At 68.6% G+C, this 24965-nt stretch carries 23 protein-coding genes and 1 tRNA gene; 22 read left to right on the top strand and 2 right to left on the bottom strand.

What is annotated here, in order from left to right; translation table 11 throughout:
• Positions 1-26: 26 nt before the first annotated feature.
• Together rpoD and Q5923_RS00100 are read left to right on the top strand one after the other, a co-directional pair.
• Positions 27-1409: an RNA polymerase sigma factor RpoD gene (rpoD, locus tag Q5923_RS00095; protein WP_303131304.1), complete on the top strand. Its 1383-nt coding sequence runs from the start codon at positions 27-29 to the stop codon at positions 1407-1409.
• Positions 1410-1833: 424 nt separating this feature from the next.
• Positions 1834-2688, top strand: coding sequence for a zinc-binding dehydrogenase (locus tag Q5923_RS00100; protein WP_303131306.1), 855 nt, complete (start codon positions 1834-1836; stop codon positions 2686-2688).
• 202 nt (positions 2689-2890) lie between these two features.
• Here Q5923_RS00100 and Q5923_RS00105 read toward each other — a convergent pair.
• Positions 2891-2966, bottom strand: a tRNA-Ala gene (locus Q5923_RS00105).
• A 328-nt stretch (positions 2967-3294) separates the two neighbouring features.
• Between Q5923_RS00105 and Q5923_RS00110 the strand changes: the two genes are divergently transcribed.
• From Q5923_RS00110 to Q5923_RS00135, 6 genes are all read left to right on the top strand, one after another.
• Positions 3295-5037 (top strand): phospho-sugar mutase, encoded by a 1743-nt coding sequence (locus tag Q5923_RS00110; protein ID WP_303131308.1) that lies wholly within the window; start codon positions 3295-3297, stop codon positions 5035-5037.
• Positions 5038-5122: 85 nt separating this feature from the next.
• Positions 5123-5848, top strand: a complete 726-nt coding sequence (locus Q5923_RS00115; protein WP_303131310.1) for a nucleoside phosphorylase — start codon at positions 5123-5125, stop codon at positions 5846-5848.
• Positions 5849-5930: 82 nt separating this feature from the next.
• Positions 5931-6530, top strand: a complete 600-nt coding sequence (locus Q5923_RS00120) for an ECF transporter S component (RefSeq protein ID WP_009279368.1) — start codon at positions 5931-5933, stop codon at positions 6528-6530.
• Between the two features lie 79 nt (positions 6531-6609).
• Entirely contained in the window at positions 6610-7404 is a 795-nt protein-coding gene (locus tag Q5923_RS00125; protein ID WP_009279367.1) for an energy-coupling factor transporter transmembrane protein EcfT, read from the top strand.
• The gene (locus Q5923_RS00130) at positions 7392-8249 is read left to right on the top strand and encodes an energy-coupling factor ABC transporter ATP-binding protein (protein ID WP_009279366.1); all 858 of its coding nucleotides are present in this window, start codon (positions 7392-7394) and stop codon (positions 8247-8249) included. The genes Q5923_RS00125 and Q5923_RS00130 overlap by 13 nt, the downstream gene beginning before the upstream one ends.
• Positions 8246-9061 carry an energy-coupling factor ABC transporter ATP-binding protein gene (locus Q5923_RS00135; RefSeq protein ID WP_009279365.1) on the top strand — a complete coding sequence of 272 codons (816 nt, stop codon included), beginning with the start codon at positions 8246-8248 and terminating at the stop codon, positions 9059-9061. The genes Q5923_RS00130 and Q5923_RS00135 overlap by 4 nt, the downstream gene beginning before the upstream one ends.
• A gap of 168 nt (positions 9062-9229) precedes the next feature.
• Here Q5923_RS00135 and Q5923_RS00140 read toward each other — a convergent pair whose 3' ends face one another.
• A complete protein-coding gene (locus Q5923_RS00140) occupies positions 9230-10195 on the bottom strand; it encodes a MarR family winged helix-turn-helix transcriptional regulator (protein WP_303131314.1) in 966 nt (321 codons plus the stop codon).
• Between the two features lie 435 nt (positions 10196-10630).
• Between Q5923_RS00140 and Q5923_RS00145 the strand changes: the two genes are divergently transcribed.
• From Q5923_RS00145 to Q5923_RS00210, 14 genes are all read left to right on the top strand, one after another.
• Positions 10631-11056 (top strand): VOC family protein, encoded by a 426-nt coding sequence (locus Q5923_RS00145; protein WP_303131316.1) that lies wholly within the window; start codon positions 10631-10633, stop codon positions 11054-11056.
• Between the two features lie 449 nt (positions 11057-11505).
• A complete protein-coding gene (gene abc-f / locus Q5923_RS00150) occupies positions 11506-13497 on the top strand; it encodes a ribosomal protection-like ABC-F family protein (protein ID WP_303131318.1) in 1992 nt (663 codons plus the stop codon).
• On the top strand, positions 13490-14128 hold the full coding sequence (locus Q5923_RS00155; RefSeq protein WP_303131320.1) for a hypothetical protein: 639 nt from the start codon (positions 13490-13492) through the stop codon (positions 14126-14128). The genes abc-f and Q5923_RS00155 overlap by 8 nt, the downstream gene beginning before the upstream one ends.
• Positions 14129-14137: 9 nt before the next feature.
• Positions 14138-14806, top strand: coding sequence for a site-2 protease family protein (locus Q5923_RS00160; protein WP_303131322.1), 669 nt, complete (start codon positions 14138-14140; stop codon positions 14804-14806).
• Position 14807: 1 nt separating this feature from the next.
• On the top strand, positions 14808-15623 hold the full coding sequence (locus Q5923_RS00165; RefSeq protein WP_062530297.1) for a ScpA family protein: 816 nt from the start codon (positions 14808-14810) through the stop codon (positions 15621-15623).
• Entirely contained in the window at positions 15620-16426 is an 807-nt protein-coding gene (scpB, locus tag Q5923_RS00170; RefSeq protein WP_009279357.1) for an SMC-Scp complex subunit ScpB, read from the top strand. Before Q5923_RS00165 ends, scpB begins: the two co-directional genes overlap by 4 nt.
• 55 nt (positions 16427-16481) lie before the next feature.
• On the top strand, positions 16482-17264 hold the full coding sequence (locus Q5923_RS00175; protein ID WP_303131753.1) for a pseudouridine synthase: 783 nt from the start codon (positions 16482-16484) through the stop codon (positions 17262-17264).
• The gene (locus Q5923_RS00180) at positions 17251-17934 is read left to right on the top strand and encodes a histidine phosphatase family protein (protein ID WP_303131325.1); all 684 of its coding nucleotides are present in this window, start codon (positions 17251-17253) and stop codon (positions 17932-17934) included. Before Q5923_RS00175 ends, Q5923_RS00180 begins: the two co-directional genes overlap by 14 nt.
• Complete coding sequence (gene cmk, locus Q5923_RS00185; protein ID WP_303131326.1) at positions 17931-19517, top strand: (d)CMP kinase; 1587 nt, start codon at positions 17931-17933, stop codon at positions 19515-19517. The genes Q5923_RS00180 and cmk overlap by 4 nt, the downstream gene beginning before the upstream one ends.
• A 10-nt stretch (positions 19518-19527) precedes the next feature.
• Complete coding sequence (ispH, locus tag Q5923_RS00190) at positions 19528-20373, top strand: 4-hydroxy-3-methylbut-2-enyl diphosphate reductase (RefSeq protein WP_062530307.1); 846 nt, start codon at positions 19528-19530, stop codon at positions 20371-20373.
• Positions 20373-21764 (top strand): DUF512 domain-containing protein, encoded by a 1392-nt coding sequence (locus Q5923_RS00195; protein WP_009279351.1) that lies wholly within the window; start codon positions 20373-20375, stop codon positions 21762-21764. Before ispH ends, Q5923_RS00195 begins: the two co-directional genes overlap by 1 nt.
• A gap of 159 nt (positions 21765-21923) precedes the next feature.
• Positions 21924-23252, top strand: a complete 1329-nt coding sequence (der, locus tag Q5923_RS00200; RefSeq protein ID WP_062530311.1) for a ribosome biogenesis GTPase Der — start codon at positions 21924-21926, stop codon at positions 23250-23252.
• A complete protein-coding gene (locus Q5923_RS00205) occupies positions 23249-23944 on the top strand; it encodes a glycerol-3-phosphate acyltransferase (protein WP_303131330.1) in 696 nt (231 codons plus the stop codon). The genes der and Q5923_RS00205 overlap by 4 nt, the downstream gene beginning before the upstream one ends.
• Positions 23941-24960, top strand: a complete 1020-nt coding sequence (locus Q5923_RS00210) for an NAD(P)H-dependent glycerol-3-phosphate dehydrogenase (protein ID WP_303131332.1) — start codon at positions 23941-23943, stop codon at positions 24958-24960. The genes Q5923_RS00205 and Q5923_RS00210 overlap by 4 nt, the downstream gene beginning before the upstream one ends.
• The last annotated feature ends 5 nt before the right edge of the window (positions 24961-24965 follow it).

The following is a 24965-nucleotide window of genomic DNA, read 5'->3' on the forward strand; positions in this document are numbered from 1 at the left end:
TACGCCCTTGCGTGGAAAGGAAACCAGTGGCAAACAAGAAGAACAGCACCGCTCCCAACCTCACCGACGAGCTCCAGGGGGTCGTCGAGAGGCTCGTCAAGCAGGCCTCTGGCTCCAAGTCGGTGACCGAGGACGACGTCCAGGTGGCCATCGGGGAGCTCGACGTGGACGACGACGACGAGCTCTCGGACCTCTATGACGCGGTGCGCGCCAAGGGCGTCCAAATCACGAGCGACGGCGATGCCGCCAGGCCCAAGGGCGACTCCGACGACGAGGAGGACCTGGACGAGCTCGAGGAGGACGACGAGCTCGAGGAGGACGACGAGCTCGAGGAGGACGAGGAGGAGGACGAGGACAGCGGCATCAAGGAGGCTCGCGCTGAGGCCCGCGCTGCCAACGAGGTCCTGCGCTCCGCCCCCAAGAGCAAGCCCCGCAAGCGCTCGTCCCGCGCCCGCGCCCGCCGCACGGACAGCTCGACAGTCATGCTCACGGGCGACCCCGTGCGCATGTACCTCAAGGAGATCGGCAAGGTCGACCTGCTGACCGCCTCGGAGGAGGTCAACCTCGCCATGAAGATTGAGGCTGGCACCGAGGCCTCGCAGAAGCTCGAGGCTGCGGACAACGGGGAGATAGAGCTCACCCGCGCCGAGATGCGCCGCCTCATGCGCATCGAGCAGGTGGGCCTCGAGGCCAAGCAGGCGCTCATCAGCGCCAACCTGCGCCTGACCGTCTCCATCGCCAAGCGCTACGTGGGTCGCGGCATGCTGTTCCTCGACCTGATCCAGGAAGGCAACCTGGGCCTCATCCGCGCGGTGGAGAAGTTCGACTACACCAAGGGCTTCAAGTTCTCCACCTATGCCACCTGGTGGATTCGCCAGGCCATCACCCGTGCCATCGCCGACCAAGCACGCACCATCCGCATCCCCGTGCACATGGTCGAGACCATCAACAAGCTCGTTCGCGTGCAGAGGCAGCTGCTCCAGGACCTCGGTCGCGACCCGACTCCCGAGGAGATCGGCGAGGAGATGGGCATCACCGCCGACCGCGTGAGGGAGATCCAGAAGATCAGCCAGGAGCCCGTCTCGCTAGAGACGCCCATCGGCGAGGAGGAGGACTCCCAGCTGGGCGACTTCATCGAGGACTCCAGCGCCGTGGCGCCCCCCGAGGCGGCAAGCGACTCGATGCTCCGCGAGCAGCTCGAGCAGGTGCTGGACAGCCTGGCCGACCGCGAGCGCAAGGTCATCAAGTTCCGCTTCGGCCTCGAGGACGGGCATCCCCGCACCCTCGAGGAGGTGGGCCGCGAGTTTGGCGTCACGCGCGAGAGGATCCGCCAGATAGAGAGCAAGACCCTGGCGAAGCTCCGGCATCCCTCCCGTTCGGGCAGGCTCAAGGACTACATGGAGGACTGAGGCTCCTCTCGCCCATGGAGAACGACCTGGCCCCCGCCGAGTGCGGGGGCCTTTTTCTGGCGTCTCCGCTCCCGCGTTCTCTATGCACCCTGCCTCCGCTTCGCCCTCTGCCCTTCTCCCACCCTTCCCCCGCGTTCTCGTTCTCTATGCAACTTGCTGAATCGATAGCCTCGCCAACTGGGCGTTTGCACGGCCGACTTCAGAGAACGGCATAGAGAACGACGGCGGAACGGCATAGAGAACGATGGTGGAATGCCGGCAGGGCGGCGGCGCAACGCCGGCGGGACGCCAGGGGGTCGATGACGGGGGAGAGGGGCGCCAGGGGAGCACGGGGGCTGCGTTCGCTCATAATGGGTGACGGGCACCGCGCGCGGGCGTACGGATGCGCCTGCGGCATCGTGCCGACCCTTAGCCCGGCGACCACGTGGGCATCACCTACGCCTTCGACAACAGCTGCGACGCCTGCAAGCACGGGGAGCCCTACTATTGCGAGAACTTCAACCCCATCAACTTCGGTGGCGTGGCGGCGACCGACGGCACCACCCGCCTGCACCAGGACGGCAGGGACGTGAGCATGTTCTTCGGCCAGTCCTCCTTTGCCACCCACTCTGTGGCCGCTGCTGCGTCGGTGGCCAAGGTGGACGATGACATTGACCTGGGGCTCGTCGCACCCTTGGGGTGTGGCGTCCAGACGGGCGCCGGCGCGGTCATCAACGCCGGGCAGGCCGATCCCAGCTCGCAGGTCGCGGTCTTTGGCTGTGGCGCCGTAGGCATGAGCGCCATCATGGGAGCTGCCGTCGTGGGCTGCAAGACCATCATCGCCGTGGGAGGCAATCCAAAGAGCCTCGAGCTCGCTCGCGAACTGGGAGCCACGCACACCATCAACCGTCGCGAGGTGGAGGACATCGCGGGAGAGATCCGTCGCATCACCGGTCGTGGCGCCGACATCAGCGTGGACACCTCCGGAAACGGCAACATGATGCTCAATGCCATCCGGGGCCTCAAGTTCCATGGCACCTTCCTGCCCGTGGCGGCCGCGGGCTCCCTCGAGCACTTCGAGGTCGGCGCTGACATCATGATGCCCATGCGCACCATGAGGGGTACCTGCGAGGGGGAGTCCAACCCCAAGCAGTTCATCCCCCAGATGGTCAAGTGGTACAAGGAGGGTCGCTTCCCGATCGACCGCATCCTCTCGTTCTACGACTTCAAGGACATAGACCAGGCCCTGCGGGACTCGCACGACGGCAAGATCATCAAGGCGGTGCTCAGAATCTCGTAGTCTTGCCACGAGGTCATGGCTCCAGGCTGTGATGCCGATAACGACGTGGGGCTCGGGACTCGTCCGTTCGGGGGTTCCGGGCCCCTTCCTGTAATAGGGGGGCATGTGCGGCAGGCAGCCTGCGGTGGGGCGGGTCCGCATGCGCGCCTGGGCGCAGAGATAGCAAAAGAGCCAGGACCTGAGTCCTGGCTCCGAGTCTACATGGTGGAGAATAGGGGGTTCGAACCCCTGACCTCGTGACTGCCAGTCACGCGCTCTCCCAACTGAGCTAATTCCCCGTTCGCGTTGGTGCAGTAGCTATATTAGCAAAGGGAAAAGGTCGGTCAAGGACTTTTTTGACAAATTTTGTTGAACCCCGAAAAAGCGTCTGGATGACAATCGCACCGATGGGCGCTCTGATGGCTGACGTGGCGGAGGCCGTGGTGGCGTTCGCCACGTCCCGGTGCCGCTCATGCAGGCCAACGCTACCGTCGACACATTTTTTCCTCGTCACAACACGAGGACACTACTATGTTTCATGAGTTGCCGGATTTTATGCACAGACGCAACAGTATGTCATGGCGATTGCTCGGTTGGTCGCCGTGGGGCAGGGGGATGAGGGGCGACATGCTCAGCGACGAGCTCATGAGACGGGTGCTCGACTGGGAGGCGAGGGAGCGCGACCCAGAGCTGCTGGGGGAACTACGCGCGCTTCTCGCGCCAGGCCATGAGGACGAGCTCTTCGATGCCTTCTATCGATACCTCTCCTTTGGCACCGCAGGTATTCGCGGCGTCATGGGCGTGGGGACCAACCGCATGAACGTGCACGTGGTCGCGCAGGCGATGCAGGGCCTCGCCGACTGGGTCAATGCCAACGCGGAGCCCGGGAAGCGTCCGCGCGTCGCCCTCTGCCGCGACACGCGCAACAACTCGGAGCGATTCGAGCGCGTCGCCGCAGAGGTCTTCGCCGCGAATGGCATCGAGGCACTCATGTACCCCAGGGTCGAGCCCGTGCCCACCCTCTCCTTTGCCATACCGCGCCTGGGCTGCTCCGCCGGAGTGATGGTCACCTCGAGCCATAACCCGCGCCAGTACAACGGCTGCAAGGTATTCGCGTCGGACGGCTGCCAGATCTCCGGCGAGGTCGCAGAGGAGGTCGCCACTGCCATAGGGAGGATTGACGTGCTGGACGGGCCCAGGAGGCTGCCCTTCGAGGACTGCCTTGCCCAGGGGCTCGTCAGCTGGATCGACGACTCGGTCCTCGACGACTTCCTAGCGTGCGTGCATGCGCTCCATGTCCCTGGCTCGATCGACCCGGCTCGTCCGCCGAGGGTCGTCTACACCCCACTCAATGGCACTGGGCTCGAGTTGGTGAGACGCTCGCTCGCGAGTATCGGCGTGAGCGACGTGTCCGTCGTGCCCGAGCAGGCGGAACCCGATGGCGACTTCACGACCTGCCCCTATCCCAACCCGGAGTTCCGCGAGGCCCTGGAGCTCGCGCTCTCCCTTGCGGACGAGCTGCATCCCGACCTCGTCGTGGCGACCGACCCCGATGCGGACCGCCTGGGCAGCGCCGTCCTCCACGATGGCAGGTACGTCCTGCTCACGGGGGACGAGGTGGGCATCCTCCTCATGGACTGGATGGCACGGACGCGTGCGGAGGCGGGAGACGACCTCTCACGCAAGGTGGCCGTCTCGTCCATCGTGTCATCCGACATGTTGGACGACGTCGCGCGCGAGCACGGCTTCCAGCTGCGTCGCACGCTCACCGGCTTCAAGAACATCGGCGGCCAGATTGCCGTCCTCGAGCGGCAGGGCGGAGCCGAGCGCTGGCTCATGGGATACGAGGAGAGCTACGGATACCTGCCGGGCCCCTACGTGCGGGACAAGGACGGCGTCACGGCGCTCACCCTCCTCGTCGAGATGGCGGGCTGGTACGCCAAGAGGGGCCTCGACCTCGTCGAGGCCATGGACGTCCTGTACGAGCGGCACGGCTTCCGCCTGAACCGCACGCTCAACCTCCAGTACCCCGGCGCCGAGGGGGCCACGCTCATGGCGTCCAAGATGCGGGCCCTACGCGAGGGCGCGCCTCGGGACATCGCCGGGCGCGGGGTGACTCGCACCGTCGACTACCTCCACCCCCAACCCCTTCCGCAGCTGGGAGGTCCGGGGGACGACCGATCGCAGACGCTGCCTGCATCCGACGTCCTCGAATGGAGGCTCGACGACGGGTGCAAGGTCATGGTGAGGCCATCTGGGACCGAGCCGAAGCTCAAGTGCTATCTCTTCGGGATCGCTGGCAGCCGGGATGAGTCGACCCGAGCCCTCGACGAGCTCGAGGCGGCGGCGCGCCAGCTCCTTGGCGCCTAGGGAAGGGGACGAGGTCATGGGAGACGAACTGCAGCCACGAGAGGGGCAGTGCCCACAGGGGCAGCCGCAGCCGCACGTGAGGTGCATGAGGAAGGACGCGGCCCGCTACGCGATCCTGCCCGGAGACTGGGCGCGCGTTGACCGCATGCGCGAGTTCCTCGACGACGTGCAGGACATTGCGTTCAACCGGGAGATGAAGAGCATCGTGGGCAGCTATCGGGGCGTACGCGTCATGTGCGTCTCGACTGGTATGGGCGGCGCCTCCACGGGGATAGCCGTCGAGGAGCTCCACAACGTCGGCGTCGAATGCATGATCCGCATCGGATCCTGCGGCGCCCTCCAGCCCGAGGTGGGCATGGGCGACCTCGTCGTGCTGAGCGGCGTGGTGCGCGACGACGGCGCCTCGAGGGCGTACGTGGGCGAGAACTACCCTGCCGTCCCCGACACCGATGTACTCATGGCTGAGGTCCAGACGGCCCGCGAACTCGGCCTCCCGTTCCACGTCGGGCTGGGGAGGAGCCACGACAGCTTCTACACCGACCGCGAGGAGGACATAGACCGCTACTGGCACGACCGTGGCGTGCTCGGAGCCGACATGGAGACCTCGGCGCTCTTCACCATCGGACGCCTGCGCAGGGTTCGGTGCGGCTCCATCCTGAACGTCGTCTCGCTCTACGAGGGCGACCTCGCGAGCGAGATCAACGCCTACACCGGCGCGGAGGACAAGGCGGCCCAAGGCGAGAGGAACGAGATTACGCTCGCGCTCGAGACGGTCGTGCGCCTCGAGCACTACCGCAAGGCGGGGGAGTAGCGGCCGCATCGGGCAATCGGCTCATTCGGAGGGGCGCCTCGCCCCGTCCGACAGAATCTGGCATACGAAAGGAGCAAGTTCCATGTCAAGCAAGAGAGAGGGAAGTCCCTGGTCGCTCAAGCTGAACACCGCGTCGCTCGTGCTCATCCCCGCGGCCATCGGCATCAATTACGTCGGAAAGCTCTTCGCGAGCATGCTCAAGCTGCCGCTGTGGCTCGACTCGATCGGCACCTGCCTTTCGGCCTGCATGGCCGGGCCCGTGGTGGGGGCGCTCTCGGGCTTCCTGACCAACGTGATCTATGGCCTCACCATGGACCCGATCTCTACAGTGTACGGGCTCACCCAGGCGGGTATCGGCATCGCCGTGGGCCTCATGGCCTGGTACGGTCACATGCGCAAGGCGCCCGGCATCCTCGTCGCCGGCCTCGTCGCCGGCCTCGTAGCGGTCTGCATCTCGACGCCGCTCAACATGGCCTTCTGGGGAGGCTCCACGGGCAACGTCTGGGGCGACGCGGCATTCGCAGCCATGGGCTCGCAGGGCTTCCTCGCCTCCGCCGTCGACGAGATCATCGTTGACCTGCCCGACAAGATCGTGGTGCTCTTCATCACCGCCGGCATCTACAAGGTGCTGCCCAAGAGCCTCATCTCGCTCTACCAGGCGAAGGACGAGTCCCTGGACTAACGCCTCCCGTTCCCCGGGAACCCCCGGGGAGCCCCCGTTCCCTTGGTTCCCAGCCGGGACCCCTATCGAAACCGTGACCATGAAAAGCATCAGCCTGTTCGAGGAGAAGCACTCCTTCCTCAATGGACTCTCGCCCGAGACGAAGCTTCTCTACGTGGTCGTCGCCATCGCATTTCCTGCCCTCGTGGGCGGGACGGTGCCACAGCTGGCGATCATGCTCCTGAGCATTGCGCTCCTGGCGGGCTCCAAGATCCTGACGAAGTCAAGGCCCATCATCGCGGTGTCGGGCTTCGTCCTCCTCACTGTCGTGATCGTCCAGACCTTCTTCCGCGGCGGCGCCTACACCGAGCTCTTCCGCATCGGGCCCCTGGTGGCACGCCGGGAGGGATTCGACTACTCCCTGGGAATCGTCCTCAACGTCTTCAACATTATCTTCGCCTTCTGCGTTTTCGTGCTCGCCACGAAACCCTCCGACATGATGCAGTCCATGGTGAGACGGGGCATCTCGCCACGCCTGGGCTACGTCTTCGTCTCGCTCTTCCAGATAATCCCGCAGATGACGGAGCACACGTCGACCATCACGGACGCCCAGCGCAGCCGGGGCATGCAAACCGAGGGAAGCCTGGGGACGAGGGTGAGGGCGTTTCTCCCCCTCATCTCTCCCGTGATCATGAGCTCGTTCACCGACACGCGCGAGCGGTCCATCGCCCTCGAGGTGCGCGGCTTCAACTCGCACGAGCGCAAGACCTTCCTGGACGAGTTCGTACCAAGCTCTGCCGACCGTCCGGTGCGGATCGCCCTCCTGGCCCTCCTCACGCTCGGCGTCGCATTCTTCGTCCTGAGAATCGCGGGGGTGGTCTCGTGGCCCAGATAGAGGTGCGAAACCTGAAGTATCGCTACCCTGACGCGAAGAGACTCGCGCTGGACGATGTGAGCTGCCAGATAGAGCGCGGCGAGTTCGTGGGCGTCATCGGCAGAAACGGCGCGGGAAAGTCGACGTTCACGCAAGCGTTGCTCGGGCTGGTCCCCAACTTCTACCACGGCGCCTACGGAGGCTCCGTGACCATCGACGGCCAGAACGTGCGGGAGTCGAGCGTGGACGAGCTCTGCCGCAAGGTGGGCCTCGTGTTCCAGAACCCCTTCAACCAGGTGACGGGATCGAAGCTCACCGTGTACGAGGAGATCGCCTTCGGGCTCGAGAACTTCGGGGTTCCTCCCAAGGAGATGCGCCGCCGCATCGACGCGGCCATGGAGCTGCTGGACATCGCCCAGTACAAGGACCGTGCTCCCTTCGACCTCTCGGGTGGCCAGATGCAGCGCATGGCCCTTGCGGGGATCATCGTCATGGAACCCGAGGTCATCGTGATGGACGAGCCCACCTCGCAGCTCGACCCCCAGGGATCTGAGGACGTGTTCCGCGCGGTGGACGTCCTGCGCGCCCAGGGCAAGACCATCGTCATGGTCGAGCACAAGATTGAGAAGATTGCGGCGTACAGCGACCGAGTGATGCTCTTGGACGAGGGCAGACTCGTGGCGATGGACACGCCCCGCGCTATCTTCTCGCGCGACGACCTCGCGGAGCACGGCGTCGTCGCGCCGACCTACACCCAGATCTGCCGGCAGCTCGGCGTGCGTTCCGCAGACGGGCTCTACCCGGTCACGCTCGAGGAGACGCGCAGCCTGCTTGGTGCAGGCGGAAGGGGCGGTGAGGTCCGATGAGCAAGATCGACGTCAGGGACCTGCACTTCTCCTATGCCAAGGGTCCCGAGGTCCTGAAGGGCCTCGACTTCTCGCTCGACGGGCGCTCCTGCGCCCTGGTGGGTCAGAACGGCGCCGGGAAGACGACCTTCGTGAAGCTCCTGAAGGGCCTGCTCAGGCCTAGCTCGGGGAGCATACTGCTTGACGGCCGCGACATCGCCGGATCCTCCGTCCCGGAGCTCGCGCGCCACGTCGGCCTTGTCTTCCAGAATCCTAACGACCAGATCTTCAAGAACAACGTGCTGGACGAGGTCATGTTCGGGCCGCTCCAGATCGGCATGGGCGAGGGCGAGGCGCGGGCCTCAGCGCTCGCCGCTCTCGAGCTGGTCGGGCTCTCTGGCCACGAGGCTGTGAACCCCTACGACTTGGGGCTCTCGGATCGCAAGATGGTGTCCATCGCGGCCATCCTCGCCATGGACACCGACGTGGTCATCTTCGACGAGCCGACCATTGCGCAGGACCATGACGGCAAGGAGCGTCTCGCCCGGATCGTGCGAGACCTGTCGTGCCAGGGGAAGGTCGTCATATCGATCCTCCACGACATGGACTTCGCGGCGCAGACCTTCGAGCGCGTCATCGCCATGGCGCACGGCGAGGTCCTCCTCGACGCGGACCCACGCTCCGTGTTCTCGCAGCGGGACGTCCTCGAGCGCGCGCGGCTGGAGCAGCCCACCACGGCGCAGCTCTGCCATGCCCTGGGCTACGAGGAGCTGTTCCTCTCGCCACAGGAATTCGTTGACTTCTACAGATCCCAGCACGGGTCCCACGCCTAGAGGAGACGCGCGACAGGGGAGAGGTTGCTGCGTCTGGGTCATGCGCGCCATGCCCGATGGCGCGCGAACAACAGGAGGCCCCTCCATGGCTTGGTTGCCTTGGAGGGGTCTCGTCTTGCCTGTCCGGACACCAGGGCGTCAGGGACGTTTGACTTGCGGGCTGGGGACCTAGTCGCGGTCGCGTCCCTTGCCGTAGCCGCCGCGGCGGTCGTCCCGGCCCCCGCGGTCGAAGCCCCCGCGCCCTCCGCGCTCGTCGCGGCCGTGGCCGTAGCCGCCCTTGCGGTCGGAGCTCTGATAGCCGTAGCCTCGGCTCGTGTTCTGGGGGCCGAAGCCCTTGGGCCCGCGGCTGGGGCGCTCGTCCCTGCTGCCGCGTTCGTCTCGCCCGCGTCCAAAGCCGCCGCGGCGGTCGTCGTGGCGCTCGCGGTCGAAGCCCCCACGCCCCCCGCGCTCGTCGCGGCCGTGGCCGTAGCCGCCCCGACGCTCGTCGCGCCCTCCGCGCTCGAAGCCGCCACGACCATAGCCGCCGTGCCCTCCGCGCTCGTCTCGCCCGCGCCCAAAGCCGCCGCGGCGGTCGTCGTGGCGCTCGCGCCTGGCGTTGGGGTCGAAGCCCAATGCACGGAGCTTCTCCTCCAAGGAGGCGATCACGGTGTCAACGTGGGCTTCGAACTGGGCGCGCTCCTCGGCGGAGAGGCAGGAGAAGACGTCCTCGTCGGGGTCCATGTCGTCCTCGGCGGGGGCGGCGGACGCGCCCTCCTCAGTCAGGCGCACCATGGTGACGCGCCCGTCCTCCTCGGACTTGGCACGGGTGACGAAGCCCTTCTCCTCCAGCTTGGCGAGCAGCTCCGAGAGCGACTGCTGGCGCATGTCGAGCAGGAACGAGAGCTCCTTCTGGCTGGTCTCGGGCTTGGCCTTGAGCAGCGCGAGCACGCGTCCCTGGCCGCGCAGCGGGTCGCCGAAGCCGCCGTGGGCCTCGGTCTGGAGCTTGGTGTAGCGATAGAGCAGGTTGCCCATGCGTCCGGCCTTGTGGGCGAGCGAGATCTCCTCGTGGGCCTTGGGGCTCGTGGCCTCGGCCTTCTCGCCCGCGACCTCCTCGGTCTGGTCTGCCTGGGTCTGGGTGTCGTTCTCTTCGGTCATGCGAATCCCTCCGTCGGCGCCTGGCGTCCCGCACGGTCCTTCCGTGCGTCTTTCGAATGTCAGGTACCTGTGTAACTGTCTACGACGATAGCAGTGCGGAGTTGGATTGCGACGCTCGACCTCGTTGGGAGGCGCATCTACACCGCTCCTCCACATAAGACAGGTACCTGTGTAATTTGTTCGCTTTCCTGTGGATGCGCCGACCGCCGGAGCCGCGCGCCCCTTGATTCACCACCCTCGTCCCACCTCCCCCTCGCGAGTGCGCAAACTTAAAGCACTCAATTGCGCACTCGACAGCCGCACCACGATGTCTGCGCAGGAAGGAGAGAGAAACCGTCTCACGAGTGCGCAAGTTGAAACCTTCAGCTTGTACACTCGAGCGAAAAGGGGGAAGAGGGGAGAGGGTCCTCCTACGACGAGGAAGGGGAGCTTGTCATGGCAGACGAGGTGAAGGACACGAGCGTGCAGGACACGAGCGTGCAGGACACGAGCGTGCAGGACGATCCGGTGGCACTCTTCGGGCTCAGCATCGCCCACGTGGGCGTGAACGCGGCTACGGACGAGGAGGCGGAGCAGATCGCGGGCCTCTTCCAGACCCTCATGGGGCTGCCGCGCAACGTCCAGGCCCCCATCTCGCTCTTCTCGGGCAGCCTGGTCGAGATAATGCGCCCCCAGGCCCCGCGCGGGGAGAAGGGCCACATCGGCTTCCATGTCGACGACCTGCCTGCGGCGGAGCGCTGGTTCGAGGCGCGCGGGTTCAGGCTTAACCAGGCGTCGCGCGTGCTCAGGCCTGATGGCAGCACCCAGCTGATCTACTTCGAGCGGCAGATCGCGGGCTTCGCCATCCACCTCTGCTCGTAGGCGCGGCACTCGCGGCGTCACCGCGCCTGACATACGTGTTGTTCGCCGTCGAGCTGCGCTGTGCGTGCGGGGCTGCGCATGAGTCGAACGAGCACGTCGAACGCGTGCGTAAAATCCACGAATACGTCGAACGCGTCTGAAGCGTTCGCGTTTGCCCAGTTGCCGACTGCGCCAAAGACGCGTCGGACGCTATCAAGAAGATTACGCGCGTATCGGGCGTTGTCGAGACGAGCCTCCGAGCGCGTCGGACGCTGCGGACGAACCCGGGCGCGCATTGGACGCAGTGGGCGAACCCGGGCGCGCGTCGGATGTAGTGGGCGCGCCTGGCCTGCAGTCGTCGGCGAGCCATTCTGTTCCTGCGATGTGCGCGTCGGCAGGAGACGTCGCCCCTGTCAGGCCATCTCGTATACTGGGAGGTCACGTATAGGCGGGCATCCGGAGGAACGCGCTTGATCGCACTCGCTGACAAGATCTCGAAGTCATTCGGCGGCCGGGTCCTGTACTCGGCCGCTACGCTGCAGCTCAATGCCGGCGAGCGTTGGGGCCTGGTGGGTCCCAACGGCGCCGGGAAGACCACGCTGCTCAAGATAATCATGGGCCAGGAGTCCGCCGACGAGGGCACGGTGAGCTTCGCGCGCGACTGCAGCATCGGCTACTTGGAGCAGGAGACCCATCTGGCGGGCGAGAAGAGCGCCCTCGCCGAGGTCGTCGACTCCGCCCACGAGCTCAAGGAGCTCGAGCGCCGCATATCCCAGATGGAGCACCAGATCTCGTCCATGCCCACCGGGCCCGAGCAGGACGGCCTCCTCGAGCGCTACGGCGCGGCGCAGGACCGCTTCGAGCGGCTGGGCGGCTACGAGCTCGAGGCGCGCGCCCGGCAGATCCTGGGCGGCCTGGGGTTTCCCATCGAGGACTTCGACAAGCCTTCGCGCGACTTCTCGGGCGGCTGGCAGATGCGCATCGCCCTCTCAAAGCTCCTCCTCCGCCATCCCGACCTCCTGCTCCTGGACGAGCCCACCAACCACCTCGACCTCGAGAGCGTCAAGTGGCTTGAGTCCTTCCTGAGCTCCTATGACGGCGCCGTGCTCCTGGTGAGCCACGACCGTGCCTTCATGGACTCCTGCGTGAGCCACGTCGCCGCGCTCGAGAACAAGCGCCTGGTCACCTACGTGGGCAACTACTCCGGCTACCTGCGCCAGCGCGAGGACAACCTGGAGCAGCTCCGCGCCAAGCGCGCCGCCCAGGAGCGCGACATCAACCACATGCAGGTCTTCGTGGACAAGTTCCGCTACAAGCCCACCAAGGCCAAGCAGGTCCAGGAGCGCATCCGGCGCATCGAGCAGATCCAGTCCGAGCTCGTGGTGCTGCCCGAGTCGTCGAAGAAGGTCCGCTTCCGCTTCCCGGAGCCCCCGCGCACGGGCGACATGGTGATCAGCCTCGAGGGCGTGGCGAAGAGCTACGGGGAGAACCACGTCTACGAGGGCATCGACCTCAAGCTCTACCGCGGCGACCATGCGGTCCTCGTGGGCCCCAACGGTGCGGGCAAGTCCACGCTCATGAAGATCGTCAACGGCCACGAGGAGCCCAGTCGTGGCACGGTCGAGCTGGGGCAGAACGTGACCCAGACCTACTACGCCCAGCACCAGCTCGAGACCCTGCACGAGGGCCTGACCGTCATGCAGGAGATGGACGAGGCTGCCCCCGGCTGGACGAGCTCGGAGGAGCGCCGGCTCCTGGGCGCCTTCCTCTTCCATGGCGACGACGTGGACAAGCGCGTCGGCGTGCTCTCGGGCGGGGAGCGGGCGCGCCTCGCGCTGGCCAGGATGCTCGTCTCGCCGGACCCCCTGCTCTGCCTGGACGAGCCCACCAACCACCTGGACATCGACTCGGTGGACGTGCTCGAGCAGGCGCTCGTCGACTTCCCGGGCACCATCATGCTCATCAGCCACGACGAGCACCTCGTGCGCGCCGTGGCGAACAAGGTCATCGAGGTGCGCGACCACAAGGTGACCCTCTATGACGGGGACTACGACTACTACCTCTTCAAGCGCGCCGAGCTCGAGGCCCGGGAGGCCGAGGCGTCCGGACAGCAGGCGCCACAGCCCGCCCGTGCGACGGCGAGCCAGGAGGAGCCCGTGACCCAGGGCCGTAACGTGAAGACCAAGGAGCAGCGCCGCGCGGAGGCGGAGGCGCGCAACGCCGCGAACCGCGCCCTCAAGGGTGAGAGGCGCCGCCTGAGGCAGGTCGAGTCCGCCCTCGAGCCCGCGCGCAAGCGCTATGCGGAGCTGATGGAGCTCATGGCCTCGGAGGAGCTCTATGCCGACGCAGACCGCTTCGACACGTGCATGGCGGAGTACAACGCGCTCTCGAAGAAGATCCCCTCGCTCGAGGAGGAGTGGCTCGAGCTCACGGAGAAGATAGAGGAGGCCCTCAATGCCTAGCGACGTCCCGGGTGGTGGCTGGGAGGGGCGCACGGCAGCCTCTCCCCGGCAGGAGTTTTCACAGGCGGGCGCCCACGTGCCTTCCGACGCCTACGTGGCGGCCGACGAGCCGCGCCCCTGGCAAGCGGCGGAGCCTGCGACCAGGCGCCTTGACCGTTCCGCGCGTCAGGCAGGCGAGAGTCCCGAGCGCACGTTGCTGAGGCCCGTGGCCCAGGTGCCGCGCGCACAGCCGGCCCCGGCGCAGAGGCCCTACGTGCCAGCGCCTCGTGCCGCGGTGCCGAGCCCTCGCCGCGAGGCCTTCTCGCCCGAGCCCGCCCGCCGCCATGGGGGCTTCCTGTCCTCGCTGGGAGGGCTCCTCGCCCGTCTCGCCCTGTGGCTCCTCGCCCTCGCCTGCAGGCTCGCGGCGCTTGGCCTCTCGGCCCTCGTGGTCGCGGACGCCGTGGTCGTGGGATCGCACCGCGTCCAGCTCCTCGAGCTCACGGCACGCGTCTCGCAGCTCCTGCCCCGTGCCCTCTCGGGCGCCCTGCTCTTCGAGACGCCGCTCGGCGGGGTCCTGAGGCTCGACTTCGCCATCGCGGCCCTCGCGCTCTTCGTGCTCGACTGGCTCCTGTCCCGGGCATCCCGGCGCTAGGGGGCGGACGTGGACCTCAGCCTCATGAGCGTCGTCGGGACGCTCGTCAGCGTCGGCGTGGCCGTCCTCTCGCTCGTCCTGCACGAGCTCGCTCACGCCTGGGCCGCACTCATGCTGGGCGACCCCACGGCGAAGGAGCAGGGACGGCTCACCCTCAACCCCGCGGCGCACCTCGACCCCTTCGGGTCGGTCCTCCTGCCCGTCCTCATGGCGCTCGCCCAGGGGCCGGTCTTTGGCTACGCCCGTCCCGTGCCCTTCGACCCGCGCCGCCTGCGCCATCCCGCCCGTGACGAGGCGCTGGTCGCCCTCGCGGGCCCGGTCTGCAACCTCCTCCAGGCGGTCGTGGCCGGCCTCGCCTTCCAGGCCTTTGCGGGCTTCTGGGACGGAGGGTACGGCCTGGCGTACTGGCTGTTGCGCGTCACCTCGTCCTGGTGCTACGTCAACTGCTCCCTTGCCTTCTTCAACCTCATCCCCCTGCCGCCCCTCGACGGCTCCAAGCTCCTCTCGCCCTTCCTCAGGGGAGAGGGACGCCGCATATACCAGCAGGTGCAGGCCTACTCCATGCCCATCCTGCTCGTCGTCCTCTACGTCCTGCCGGGCCTGCTGGGCTTCGACCCCCTGAGCTCCTACCTCAGGGCCACCGCCATCCGCCTGGCCGGCCACCTCCTGGGGGCCTAGCATGTCGTACCGCGTGAGGACCCAGGCCTACTCGGGGCCCTTCGACCTGCTCCTCCAGCTCGTGAGCAGGCAGAAGGTGGCCATCGGCTCCATATCCATCGCCGAGGTGGCCGACCAGTACCTCGAGGAGGTCCGCTCCATGGGGGAGCTGGACCTGGACGTGGCGAGCGACTTCGTTCTCGTGGCGTCGACCCTCCTCGACATGAAGGCCGCGTCTCTGGTGCCCGACCACTCCGTGCCGTCGCGGCGGGACGACGATGCGGACGACGACGAGTTCGCGGACCTCTCGCCCGAGGAGGTGCGCGAGGTCCTCATCGCCCGACTCATCGCCTACAAGCAGTTCAGGAACGCCGGCATGGCCCTGGGGAGCCGCATGGAGGCGGAGGGCCTCATGCTCGCGCGCACGGCCGGCCCCGACCCGGAGTTCATGGGCCTCATGCCCGACTACCTCAAGGGCATCACCCTGCGCTCGCTCGCCGTGATCTGCGCCGACCTCGACAGCAGGCGCGAGGGCTTCCTGCTCGAGGCGGAGCACGTCGCCCCCAAGCGCCTGCCCATCGCCCTCACCGTGGCGTCGGTCGACCGCCTCACCCGCGCCCGTCCGCTCGTGACCTTCTCCGAGCTCGTGGACGGTGACTGGAGGCCCGAGGCGGTCGTCGCGACCTTCCTGGCCATCCTCGAGCTCAGCAAGCGCGGCGCCGTGACGCTCAGCCAGTCGCGGACCTTCGGGGAGATCGACGTGGCACGCGTGGAGGGCGCACCGGCCTTCGAGCTGGACGAGTCCGAACTGACCAGCATTGAGGAGGAACTCCAATGAGCGAGCTCGAACGACTTTCCACCGGCTCCCTCAGGGGCCAGCTCGAGGCGCTGCTCCTGGTCTCGACCGACGCCGTCCCGGCGACCGACCTCGCGAAGGCGCTGGGGGTCGCCCCGGGCGAGGCGGCGTCCGCCCTCGCTGAGCTCGCGGCGGAGTACTCCGACGCCAACCGCGGCTTCCAGCTGCGCGAGGTCGCGGGCGGCTGGAGGCTCTTCACCCACCCCGCCTACCACGAGCAGGTGGAGGGCTACGTGCTCTCGTGGGACATGCGTCGTCTCTCGCAGGCGGCCCTCGAGACCCTCGCCGTGATCGCGTACCACCAGCCCGTCACGCGCGAGGGCGTGAAGGCCGTGCGCGGCGTCAACTCGGACGGCGTCATCGGCTCCCTCAAGGAGAAGGGCCTCGTCCGCGAGGTGGGGCACGAGTCGGGTCGCTCCGGCGCCCTCCTCTACGGCACGACCCGCCGCTTCCTGGAGCAGTTCGGCCTCAGGTCCCTGCGCGACCTGCCGCCGCTCGAGGACTTCGCGCCCGACGAGGAGTCGCGCCAGTTCATCCGTGAGCGCCTGAGCGGCCGGGCCATCTCGTCCACCCTGGAGGAGACCTCGGAGGACATGGAGCAGGAGCGGGAGCTCCTGGGTGACGGCTACGACGGGGACGCCCCGGAGGTCCTCGTTGCCCTCGCGGACGGGGGAGAGGCCCCCCTCGCCCAGGCCGGCGGCGTGGCCGCCGCGACGGTCGTCCCGAGCGGCGAGGCGGAAGCCGCGGGCACAGTGGTCGGGGAGGCGTCCTGTGATGTCGAATAGGGGCGAGGGGGACGCGCGCGCCAAGCGGGCCTTTCCCGAGGGCGCGCCGCACACCATGCGCCTGCAGCGCTTCCTCGCCCGTGCGGGCGTCGCGAGTCGGCGCGGCTCCGAGGACCTCATGTGCGCCGGGCGCGTGAGCGTGAACGGCCAGGTGGTGAGCGAGCTGGGCAGCAAGGTCGACGTCGACGCGGACGAGGTGCGCGTGGACGGCCGCCTCGTGCGCCTGGCCGACGGGCACGCCTACGTTATGCTCTACAAGCCCGCGGGCTACCTCACCACCATGAGGGACCCTCAGGGCCGTCCCTGCGTGGCGAGTCTCGTGCCCACGGACCGCCATCCCGGTCTCTTCCCGGTGGGCCGGCTCGACGGTGACACCACGGGCCTCCTGCTCTTCACCACCAACGGCGACGTGGCGAACGGCATGCTCCACCCCTCCCGCCACGTCTGGAAGCACTACGTTGCCTTGGTCCGAGGCGTCCCGGACAAAGACGCCCTCCGGGCCCTGCGCGAGGGCGTCGAGCTGCGGGGTGGCGCCGCGGCGCCCGCGGAGGCGCGGCTGCTGCGCGCAGGCGACCCGCACACCCTGCCCGTGGCGCCCGAGGGCGTTCCCTATGGGACGAGCGTCGTCTCGCTCAGGATCCACGAGGGTCGCAAGCACCAGGTCAAGCGCATGCTCAAGGCCGTGGGGCACGAGGTGCTGCGCCTGCACCGCGACGAGTTCGGGCCCCTCGCCCTCACGGGCCTCATGCCCGGCCAGTGGAGGCCCCTCGACGCCCGCGAGCGCGCGGCGGTCGAGGCCCTGGCCACGGGGGAGGTGCCCTCGCATGCCAGGGGATAGGCAGCGCATCCTCCTGATGCGACACCCCGAGACCACGGCGAACCTCGCCGGCACGCTCTCGGGCAGGAGCGACGTGGACCTGAGCCCGGAGGGGGAGCGCCAGATGGCGCGCGCCGTCGAGGCGCTGGTGGCCTGGGAGCCCGACCGCGTCTGGTCGTCGCCCCTCTCGCGCTGCCTCGCCATCGCGCGCGAGGCGGCCTGGAGGCTCGGCGTGCCGCTCGAGGTCAGGCAGGAGCTGGCCGAGATCGAGTTCGGTCCCGCGCAGGGCCTCACGGTGGGTGAGCTCAGGGCCATGGGGTACGATTTCCCCTGGGCCCTGGGTCCCGACGGACGCTCGCGGGCGCCCGAGGGGGCAGAGTGCTTCGAGGAGCTCTTCGCGCGCGCCCACGGCCTGCTCGAGGCGCTGAGGCCTCTCGGGGGCCGCACGGCCTGCGTCACCCACGGGGGGCTCACCAGGGCGGTCCTGGCCTCGGCACTCCAGATTCCGCTCACGAGCTTCTGGAGGCTGCGCCTGCCCAACGTGAGCTCGCAGGTCCTCGCCTGCGACGGCACGAGCTACACCCTCGTCGCCATCGGGCTCGCACCCGAGGAGGTGCGGCGCAGGGCGGAGGATCCCTCCCTCCTGGGCAGGGACACGACCGAGAACATCGCGGAAGGTAGTGTGAAGTGATCGTTGCAATCGACGGGCCTGCCGGCTCCGGAAAGTCAACCATAGCGAGGGCGCTCGCGCGCGAGCGGGGCCTCACCTATCTCGACACCGGCGCCATGTACCGCTGCGCCACGCTGCGCTGCCTGCAGAGGGGGGTCGACCTGGCGGACCGCGAGGCCGTGGCGAGGGTCGCCGAGGCCTGCGGCATCGGCTTCGGCACGGCCGAGGACGGCTCCCAGACGGTCTTCGAGTCCGGCGAGGACGTCAGCGCCCAGATCCGCTCCGCCGAGGTGGACCACAACGTGTCAGCGGTGGCGGCCGTCCCCGCCGTGCGGGCCGCCATGGTGGCGCGCCAGCGGGAGCTGGGGCGCTCCGGCAACGTCGTGGCCGAGGGCCGCGACATCGGCACCGTGGTGTTTCCCCAGGCCGACGTGAAGGTCTTCCTCACCGCCGACCCCGCGGCCCGCGCCCACCGCAGGGCGGTCCAGCGCGCCGGCGGCAACAGCACCACCGACGCCTCGGCGCAGGCGGACGGCGAGGAGGAGCGCAAGATTCTGGAGGACATCGTCCGTCGCGACCGCCTCGACTCCTCCCGCGAGGAGTCCCCCCTGAGGCCCGCCGAGGACGCCGTGCACATCGACTCGTCGAGCCTGAGCGTGGAGGAGGAGGTCGCGCTGATCTCGGCCCTCATGGACCGGGTCGCCTCGGGTGAGAGGGACTCCGGCGACGGCGTCCCGGCGGCGTCCCAGGCGGTCTCCGGAGGCGAGGCGGGGACGGTCGGCGTGCCCGCCGCCGACTCCATGCCCGCCGGCACGCCCGTCCCGAATCCCGAGCCCGACGCCGCCGCGCGCAGGCCCGCCGTCGAGCCGGGCGAGGGCAGGATGCGCGCCTTCGCGGGAAACTCCTTCGACGACTACTACGACCACCGCATGGCGGACTTCCCGCTTCCGGCGCGAGCGCTTCTCGCCCTCGCGGTCTGCCTGGTCGGGGCCCTCACCAAGCTCGTCTGGCCCTGGAGGATGGTGGACGGCCGCAAGCTCTGGGACGAGAGGCGCGGGCGCGTCATAGTCATGAACCACGTCTCCATGCTCGACCCGATCCCCGTCGTGGTCTCGCTCTGGGCCCACGGCCAGCGCGTGCGTCCCGTCTACAAGAGCGAGTTCGACGGCAACAGGTTCGTGACCTGGCTCTTCTCGCGCATCGGCGGCATCCCCGTGGAGAGGGGCACGGCCGACATGAGCTTCGTGCGCCGCTGCGTCCGCTCGCTCAGGAGGGGTGAGTGCATCCTCATCTTCCCGGAGGGGACGCGCGTCAGGTCGCAGGACCAGCCCGTCGAGCTCCACGCGGGCTTCGCCCTGGTGGCCCAGCTCGCCAAGGCGCCCGTGCAGCCCCTCTCCATTGTTGGCGCCCTCAACATCACGCCCGAGGGCACGCACTGGAAGAGGCCGGGCAGGGTCTGGTGCAAGGTCGGAGACTGCCTCGAGTTCGGCGACCTGGGCGTGAGGGGCCGCAAGGCCCAGGCGAAGGCGATGGAGTCCCTGGCGATGGATCGCGTCTATGCCATGCGCGACGAGCTCCGTCGGGAGCACCCGGGCAAGCTGTAGGGGAGAAGAGATGCCAAAGATCCTGGTCGCCGACGAGGCGGGCGCCTGCTACGGCGTGAACCGCGCGCTCCAGATGGTGAGGGACGCGACCCGCGACGCCAGGGGTCCCATCCACACCCTGGGCCCCCTCATCCACAACCCCAGCGTGGTGGGCGAGCTCGAGAGCCGCGGCGTCGGCGTCGTCGCCTCCGCGGCGGACGCGCCCGGCGGCACGCTGGTGCTGCGCACGCACGGCGTCACCCCCGAGGAGGAGGACGCCGCCCGCGCCTCCCACGACGAGGTCCTGGACGCCACCTGTCCCTTCGTCATCCGGGCGCACAACGCCGCGGAGAGGCTCGCAAGAGAGGGCTACCAGGTCCTCATCCTGGGCGAGGAGGGGCATCCCGAGGTCGAGGGGACCTTGGGGCACGCCCCCCAGGCGCTCATCGTGGGCGGGCCCGAGGACCTCGAGGGCGTCAGGCTCGCGCGGCGCGTGGGACTCGTGGTGCAGACCACCCAGTCGCGCTCCCGCCTGCGCGCGCTCGTGGGGGCCCTCATAGGCAGGGTGGACGAGCTGCGTGTCGTCGACACCATCTGCGAGGCCACGACCCTGCGCCAGGCATCCGCGGCGAAGCTCGCCGCCCAGGCGGACGCCATGGTGGTCGTGGGCGGCCGCATGTCCGCCAACACCCGCAGGCTCGCCCAGATTTGCGAGGCCTCCTGCCCGCGCACGCACCACATCGAGGGCGCGTCCGAGCTCGAGGCGCCCTGGTTCGACGGGGCCGAGCTCATCGGCGTGACCGCCGGCGCCTCCACGCCCCAGTCCCAGATCGACGAGGTCGTCGAGCGTATCGGCGAGCTCGTGGGGGAGGGCTGATGGAGGCGGGAGAGGGCAGGCTCAAGCGTGCGGACTACGCCTCCACCCGACCGCAGGCGGACGGGGCTTGGATCCAGGCCGTCGAGGACGGGAGCCCCGCCTGGGAGGCAGGCCTCGAGCCGGGCATGCGCGTGGACGCCATCAACGGGCACCCCCTGCGCGACCTCATCGATTGGCGCTGGGAGGGGGCCGACGCCTACTGCGAGCTCGAGGTCTTCGACCCCGATGACGGCCAGTCCTACTCCTGCGAGCTCGAGCGCGAGCCCGGGCAGGACTGGGGCGTCGAGTTCACCGACGTGCTCTTCGACGGCATCCGCACCTGCGTCAACGCCTGCCAGTTCTGCTTCATGAGGATGCTCCCCGAGGACGCGCGCGCGTCCCTCTCGCTCAGGGACGACGACTACCGGCTGTCGTTCCTCCAGGGCAACTTCGTGACGCTCACCAACGTGGGGGACGACGACCTGGAGCGAATCGTCCGGTGCCGCCTCGAGCCCATGAACGTCTCGATCCATGCCATATCGCCCGAGGTCAGGAGGTCGCTCATCGGCCCGCGCGCCATGAGGGGCGTCGAGGTGCTGGAGCGGCTCTGCGAGGCGGGGCTCGAGGTGCACGGGCAGATCGTGCTCTGTGCCGGCATCAACGACGGCGACGAGCTCAGGCGGACCCTCGACTGGGTGGAGGAGAGGCCCAACATCAGCTCCATGGCGCTCGTCCCCATGGGCTACACCAAGTACTCCAAGCAGTTCTCGGAGTCCTTCTCGGAGGACGTCGAGGCGTCGCGGGCCGTGGTGAGGCTCATCGAGCCCTACCAGGAGCGGGCCAGGCGGGAGCTGGGGCGCACCCGCTTCCAGCTCTCGGACGAGTTCTACGTGGACGCCGAGCTGCCCGTCCCGCCGGCCGAGACCTACGACGGCTACCCGCAGTTCTATGACGGCATCGGCATGCTGAGGAGCTTCCTGGACGAGGCGGACGAGCTCTGCCGCACGCAGGGCGGGCTCCTCAGTGGCCTGAGGTCGCGCCTCGAGGAGCGGGGCATGCGCGCGCTCGTCGTCTGCGGCGAGGCTGCGGAGCCCACCATCTCGAGCTTCTTCGAGCGGTGGTCGGCGGGTCGTGCCGGCTGCGTCGCGATTCGCAACGACTACTACGGCGGGGACGTCAACGTGACCGGGCTCATCGTGTCCTGCGACCTGCTCGCGCAGCTGCCCCAGGACCTCTCGTTTACGGTGGTCGTGCTGCCCGAGGTCATGTTCAACTTCGACAAGGTCACCCTGGACGGGGACAGCCAGGCACACATCCTGGACGAGATCCGCTCCCGCGGGGGGCTCCCGCTGGTGAGCCAGTCCTCGCCCGGAACTATGGTCGCAGCCCTCGCCGGGACCTTCGGGCTCTAGGGCCTCGTCGGGCGAGGGCCACGTGCCTCGACGCCTCCCGGCAGGGGAGGGACGACCCTGCCGTGGCTTTGCTGTGCGCGGACCCCGCCGCCCGGGGCTCCCAGGGCGCGCATGCTAGACTTTTCCCAGGAATCTGCAGCAGGAACAGCAAGGAGCATCATGTCCAAGCCCATAGTCGCCGTGGTCGGCAGGCCCAACGTGGGGAAGTCGACCCTCGTCAACCGCCTGGCGGTGAACCGCGACGCCATAGTCCACGAGTCGCGCGGCGTGACCCGCGACCGCTCGTACCACACGACCGACTGGAACGGCCGCGAGTTCGTCCTCATCGACACCGGCGGCATCGAGTCCGCCAAGAGCAAGGACGTCTTCGCCCCGCGCATCCGCGAGCAGGCGCTCGCCGCCTGCGACGAGGCGGACGCCATCATCTTCGTGGTGGACGGCACCGTCGGCGTGACCGACGAGGACGAGGAGGTCGCCCGCGTGGTCAGGAAGTCGGGCAAGCCGGTCTTCCTGGTGGTCAACAAGATCGACGACCCCGCCCGCGAGCTCGAGTCCTGGAACTACTACTCCCTGGGCGTGGGGGAGCCGCGTCCCATCTCGGCCGGGCACGGTCACGGCACGGGAGACCTCCTCGACGAGGTCGTCGCCGTGCTCCCGGACGAGGAGGACGAGGAGGGGCCGGCGGACGACGCCCTCAACGTGGCCATCATCGGCCGTCCCAACGTGGGCAAGTCCTCGCTCGCGAACCGTCTGACCAAGAGGAACCGCTCCATCGTCTCGGACGTCGCGGGCACCACGCGCGATGCCATCGACAGCATGATCGAGTGGAAGGGCACGCGCATCCGCCTCGTCGACACCGCGGGCATGCGCAAGAAGAACCTGGTGCACGAGGACGTCGAGTACTACAGCCTGGTCCGCGGCCTCGAGGCCATGGACCGCGCCGACGTCTGCATCCTGGTGGTGGACGCCTCGGTGGGCGTCACCGAGCAGGACCAGAAGCTCGTGGGCATGGCGGTGGACCGCGGCTGCGCCCTCGTGGTGGCCCTCAACAAGTGGGACCTCGTCACCACCGAGAAGCAGCGCGACGACGTGGCGGCCACCCTCGCCCAGCGCCTCTCGTTCGCCCCCTGGGCGCCCTCGGTCAACATGAGCGCCCTCACCGGGCGCGCCACCGACAAGATCCTCGAGGCTGCGGTCAAGGCGGCGGCGAATCATGCCTGCCAGCTCAAGACCTCGCAGCTCAACGCCCTCCTCACCCAGATCCGCGAGGGTGGGCACACCGTCACCGACAAGGGCCGCCGCCTCAAGGTCCACTATGGCGTGCAGACCGGCCAGAGGCCTCCCGTGCTCACCTTCTGGTGCAACGCGCCGGACCTCGTGGACGACAACTACGAGCGCTTCATGGAGAACCGCCTGCGCCAGGCCTTCGACCTCACGGGAACCCCCGTCAGGCTCAAGTTCCGCCTGAGGGAGGAGGGGCGCAGATGAGCCCGCTCGCCCTGGCGACCGCCGCCTGCATGCTCGCGTCCTTCCTCGTCTGTGGCATACCCTTCGGCCTGCTCATCGCCAAGGGCTCGCGCGAGCACGTGGACGTGCGCACGGTGGGCTCGGGCAACATCGGCATGACCAACGTCGCGCGCTCCGCGGGTGCCGCTGCGGCGGCGCTCACCCTCGTCTGCGACGCGGGCAAGGGCATGGCGTGCATGCTCCTCTCGCACCTCGCGCTCTCCGATTTCGTGTTTGGGGGAGACTGGGCCGCCGCGGGCGTGGAAACCCCCTTCGGCTGGGCCCTCGCCCTGGTCTACCTCAGCTGCGTCATGGGACACGTCTTCTCCCCCTACCTGGGCTTCAGGGGAGGCAAGGGCATATCGGTCGGCTTCGGCGCGGCCCTGGGGCTCCACTGGCCCCTGGCGCTTGCCATCCTCGCCGTGTTCTTCGTCCTCGCCATACCCTCGCGCTACGTCTCGCTTGGCTCCGTCGCCGCCGCTGCCGCCCTTCCCGTGGTGGGGGCCCTCATGGGCTTCGGGCCCTGGGTGGAGCTGCCCTTGGCCGTCACCGCGGTCGTCGTCATCTGGTCGCACCGCACCAACCTGAGGAAGCTCGCCAGGGGAGAGGAGCGTCGCTTCAGCGTGCATCGCGGCTCGTCCGACAAGCGCGACGAGGAGGGGGGGTCGCGATGAGCGGGAGGGTCGCCGTCATCGGCACGGGGTCCTGGGGCACGGCGGCGGCCGGCCTCGTTGCGGGGCATGCGGACGAGGTCTGCATGCTCGCCCGCTCCGATGAGGTTGCCCGCTCCATCAGCGAGCTCCACCGCAACCCGCGCCACCTCAGCTCCTACGAGCTGCCCGCGAACGTCCGTGCCACCACGAACGCCGCAGAGGCGCTCGCCGGGGCGGGCCAGGCCCTCGTGGCGGTGCCCTCCTCCTTCCTGAGGGCCACCCTCGCGTCCTGCGCGGCCGCGGTCCCCGACCCCGCCGGGCTCCTGGTGCTCACCAAGGGCATCGAGCCGGGCAGCCACCTGCTCATGACCGAGGTCGTGGCCCAGGAGCTGGGGCATCCCCGCCGCATCGCCGCGCTCTCGGGCCCCAACCACGCCGAGGAGATCTCGCGCGGGATGGTGTCCGCCGGCGTCGTCGCGGCGGAGGACGAGGCCCTCGCCCGCGACTTCCAGCGGCTCCTCCACTCGACCAGCTTCAGGGCCTACCGCTCCCGGGACGTGCGGGGCGTCGAGGTCTGCGCCGCCGTCAAGAACGTCATCGCCATCGCCTGCGGGGTCTGCGCCGGCCTGGGCATGGGCGACAACGCGCTCGCCGTCCTCATGACCCGCGGCCTCGCCGAGGTGGGGCGCATCGTGAGCGCCCTGGGCGGCGACACCCTCACCTGCATGGGGCTCGCCGGCATGGGCGACCTCGTCGCCACCTGCACCTCGCGCCACTCGCGCAACCGCAGCTTCGGCGAGGCGTTCGCCGCGGGCGAGACGCTCGAGTCGTACGAGGGCCGCACCCGCATGGTGGTCGAGGGTGCCCGCGCGGCGGTGAGCGTCTGGGAGCTTGCGTGCGAGATGGGCATAGAGACCCCCGTGACCCATGCCGTACACGCTATCCTGTACGAGGGAGTCAGACTCGAGGAGGCGGCCGGGCTCCTCTTGGACCGCGGGCCCAACGAGGAGTTCTACGGTCTCCGCACAAACGAATAGGGGAT

Origin of the sequence: uncultured Olsenella sp. (assembly GCF_959602185.1) — a bacterium.
In the GTDB taxonomy this organism is placed as follows: domain Bacteria; phylum Actinomycetota; class Coriobacteriia; order Coriobacteriales; family Atopobiaceae; genus Olsenella_I; species Olsenella_I phocaeensis.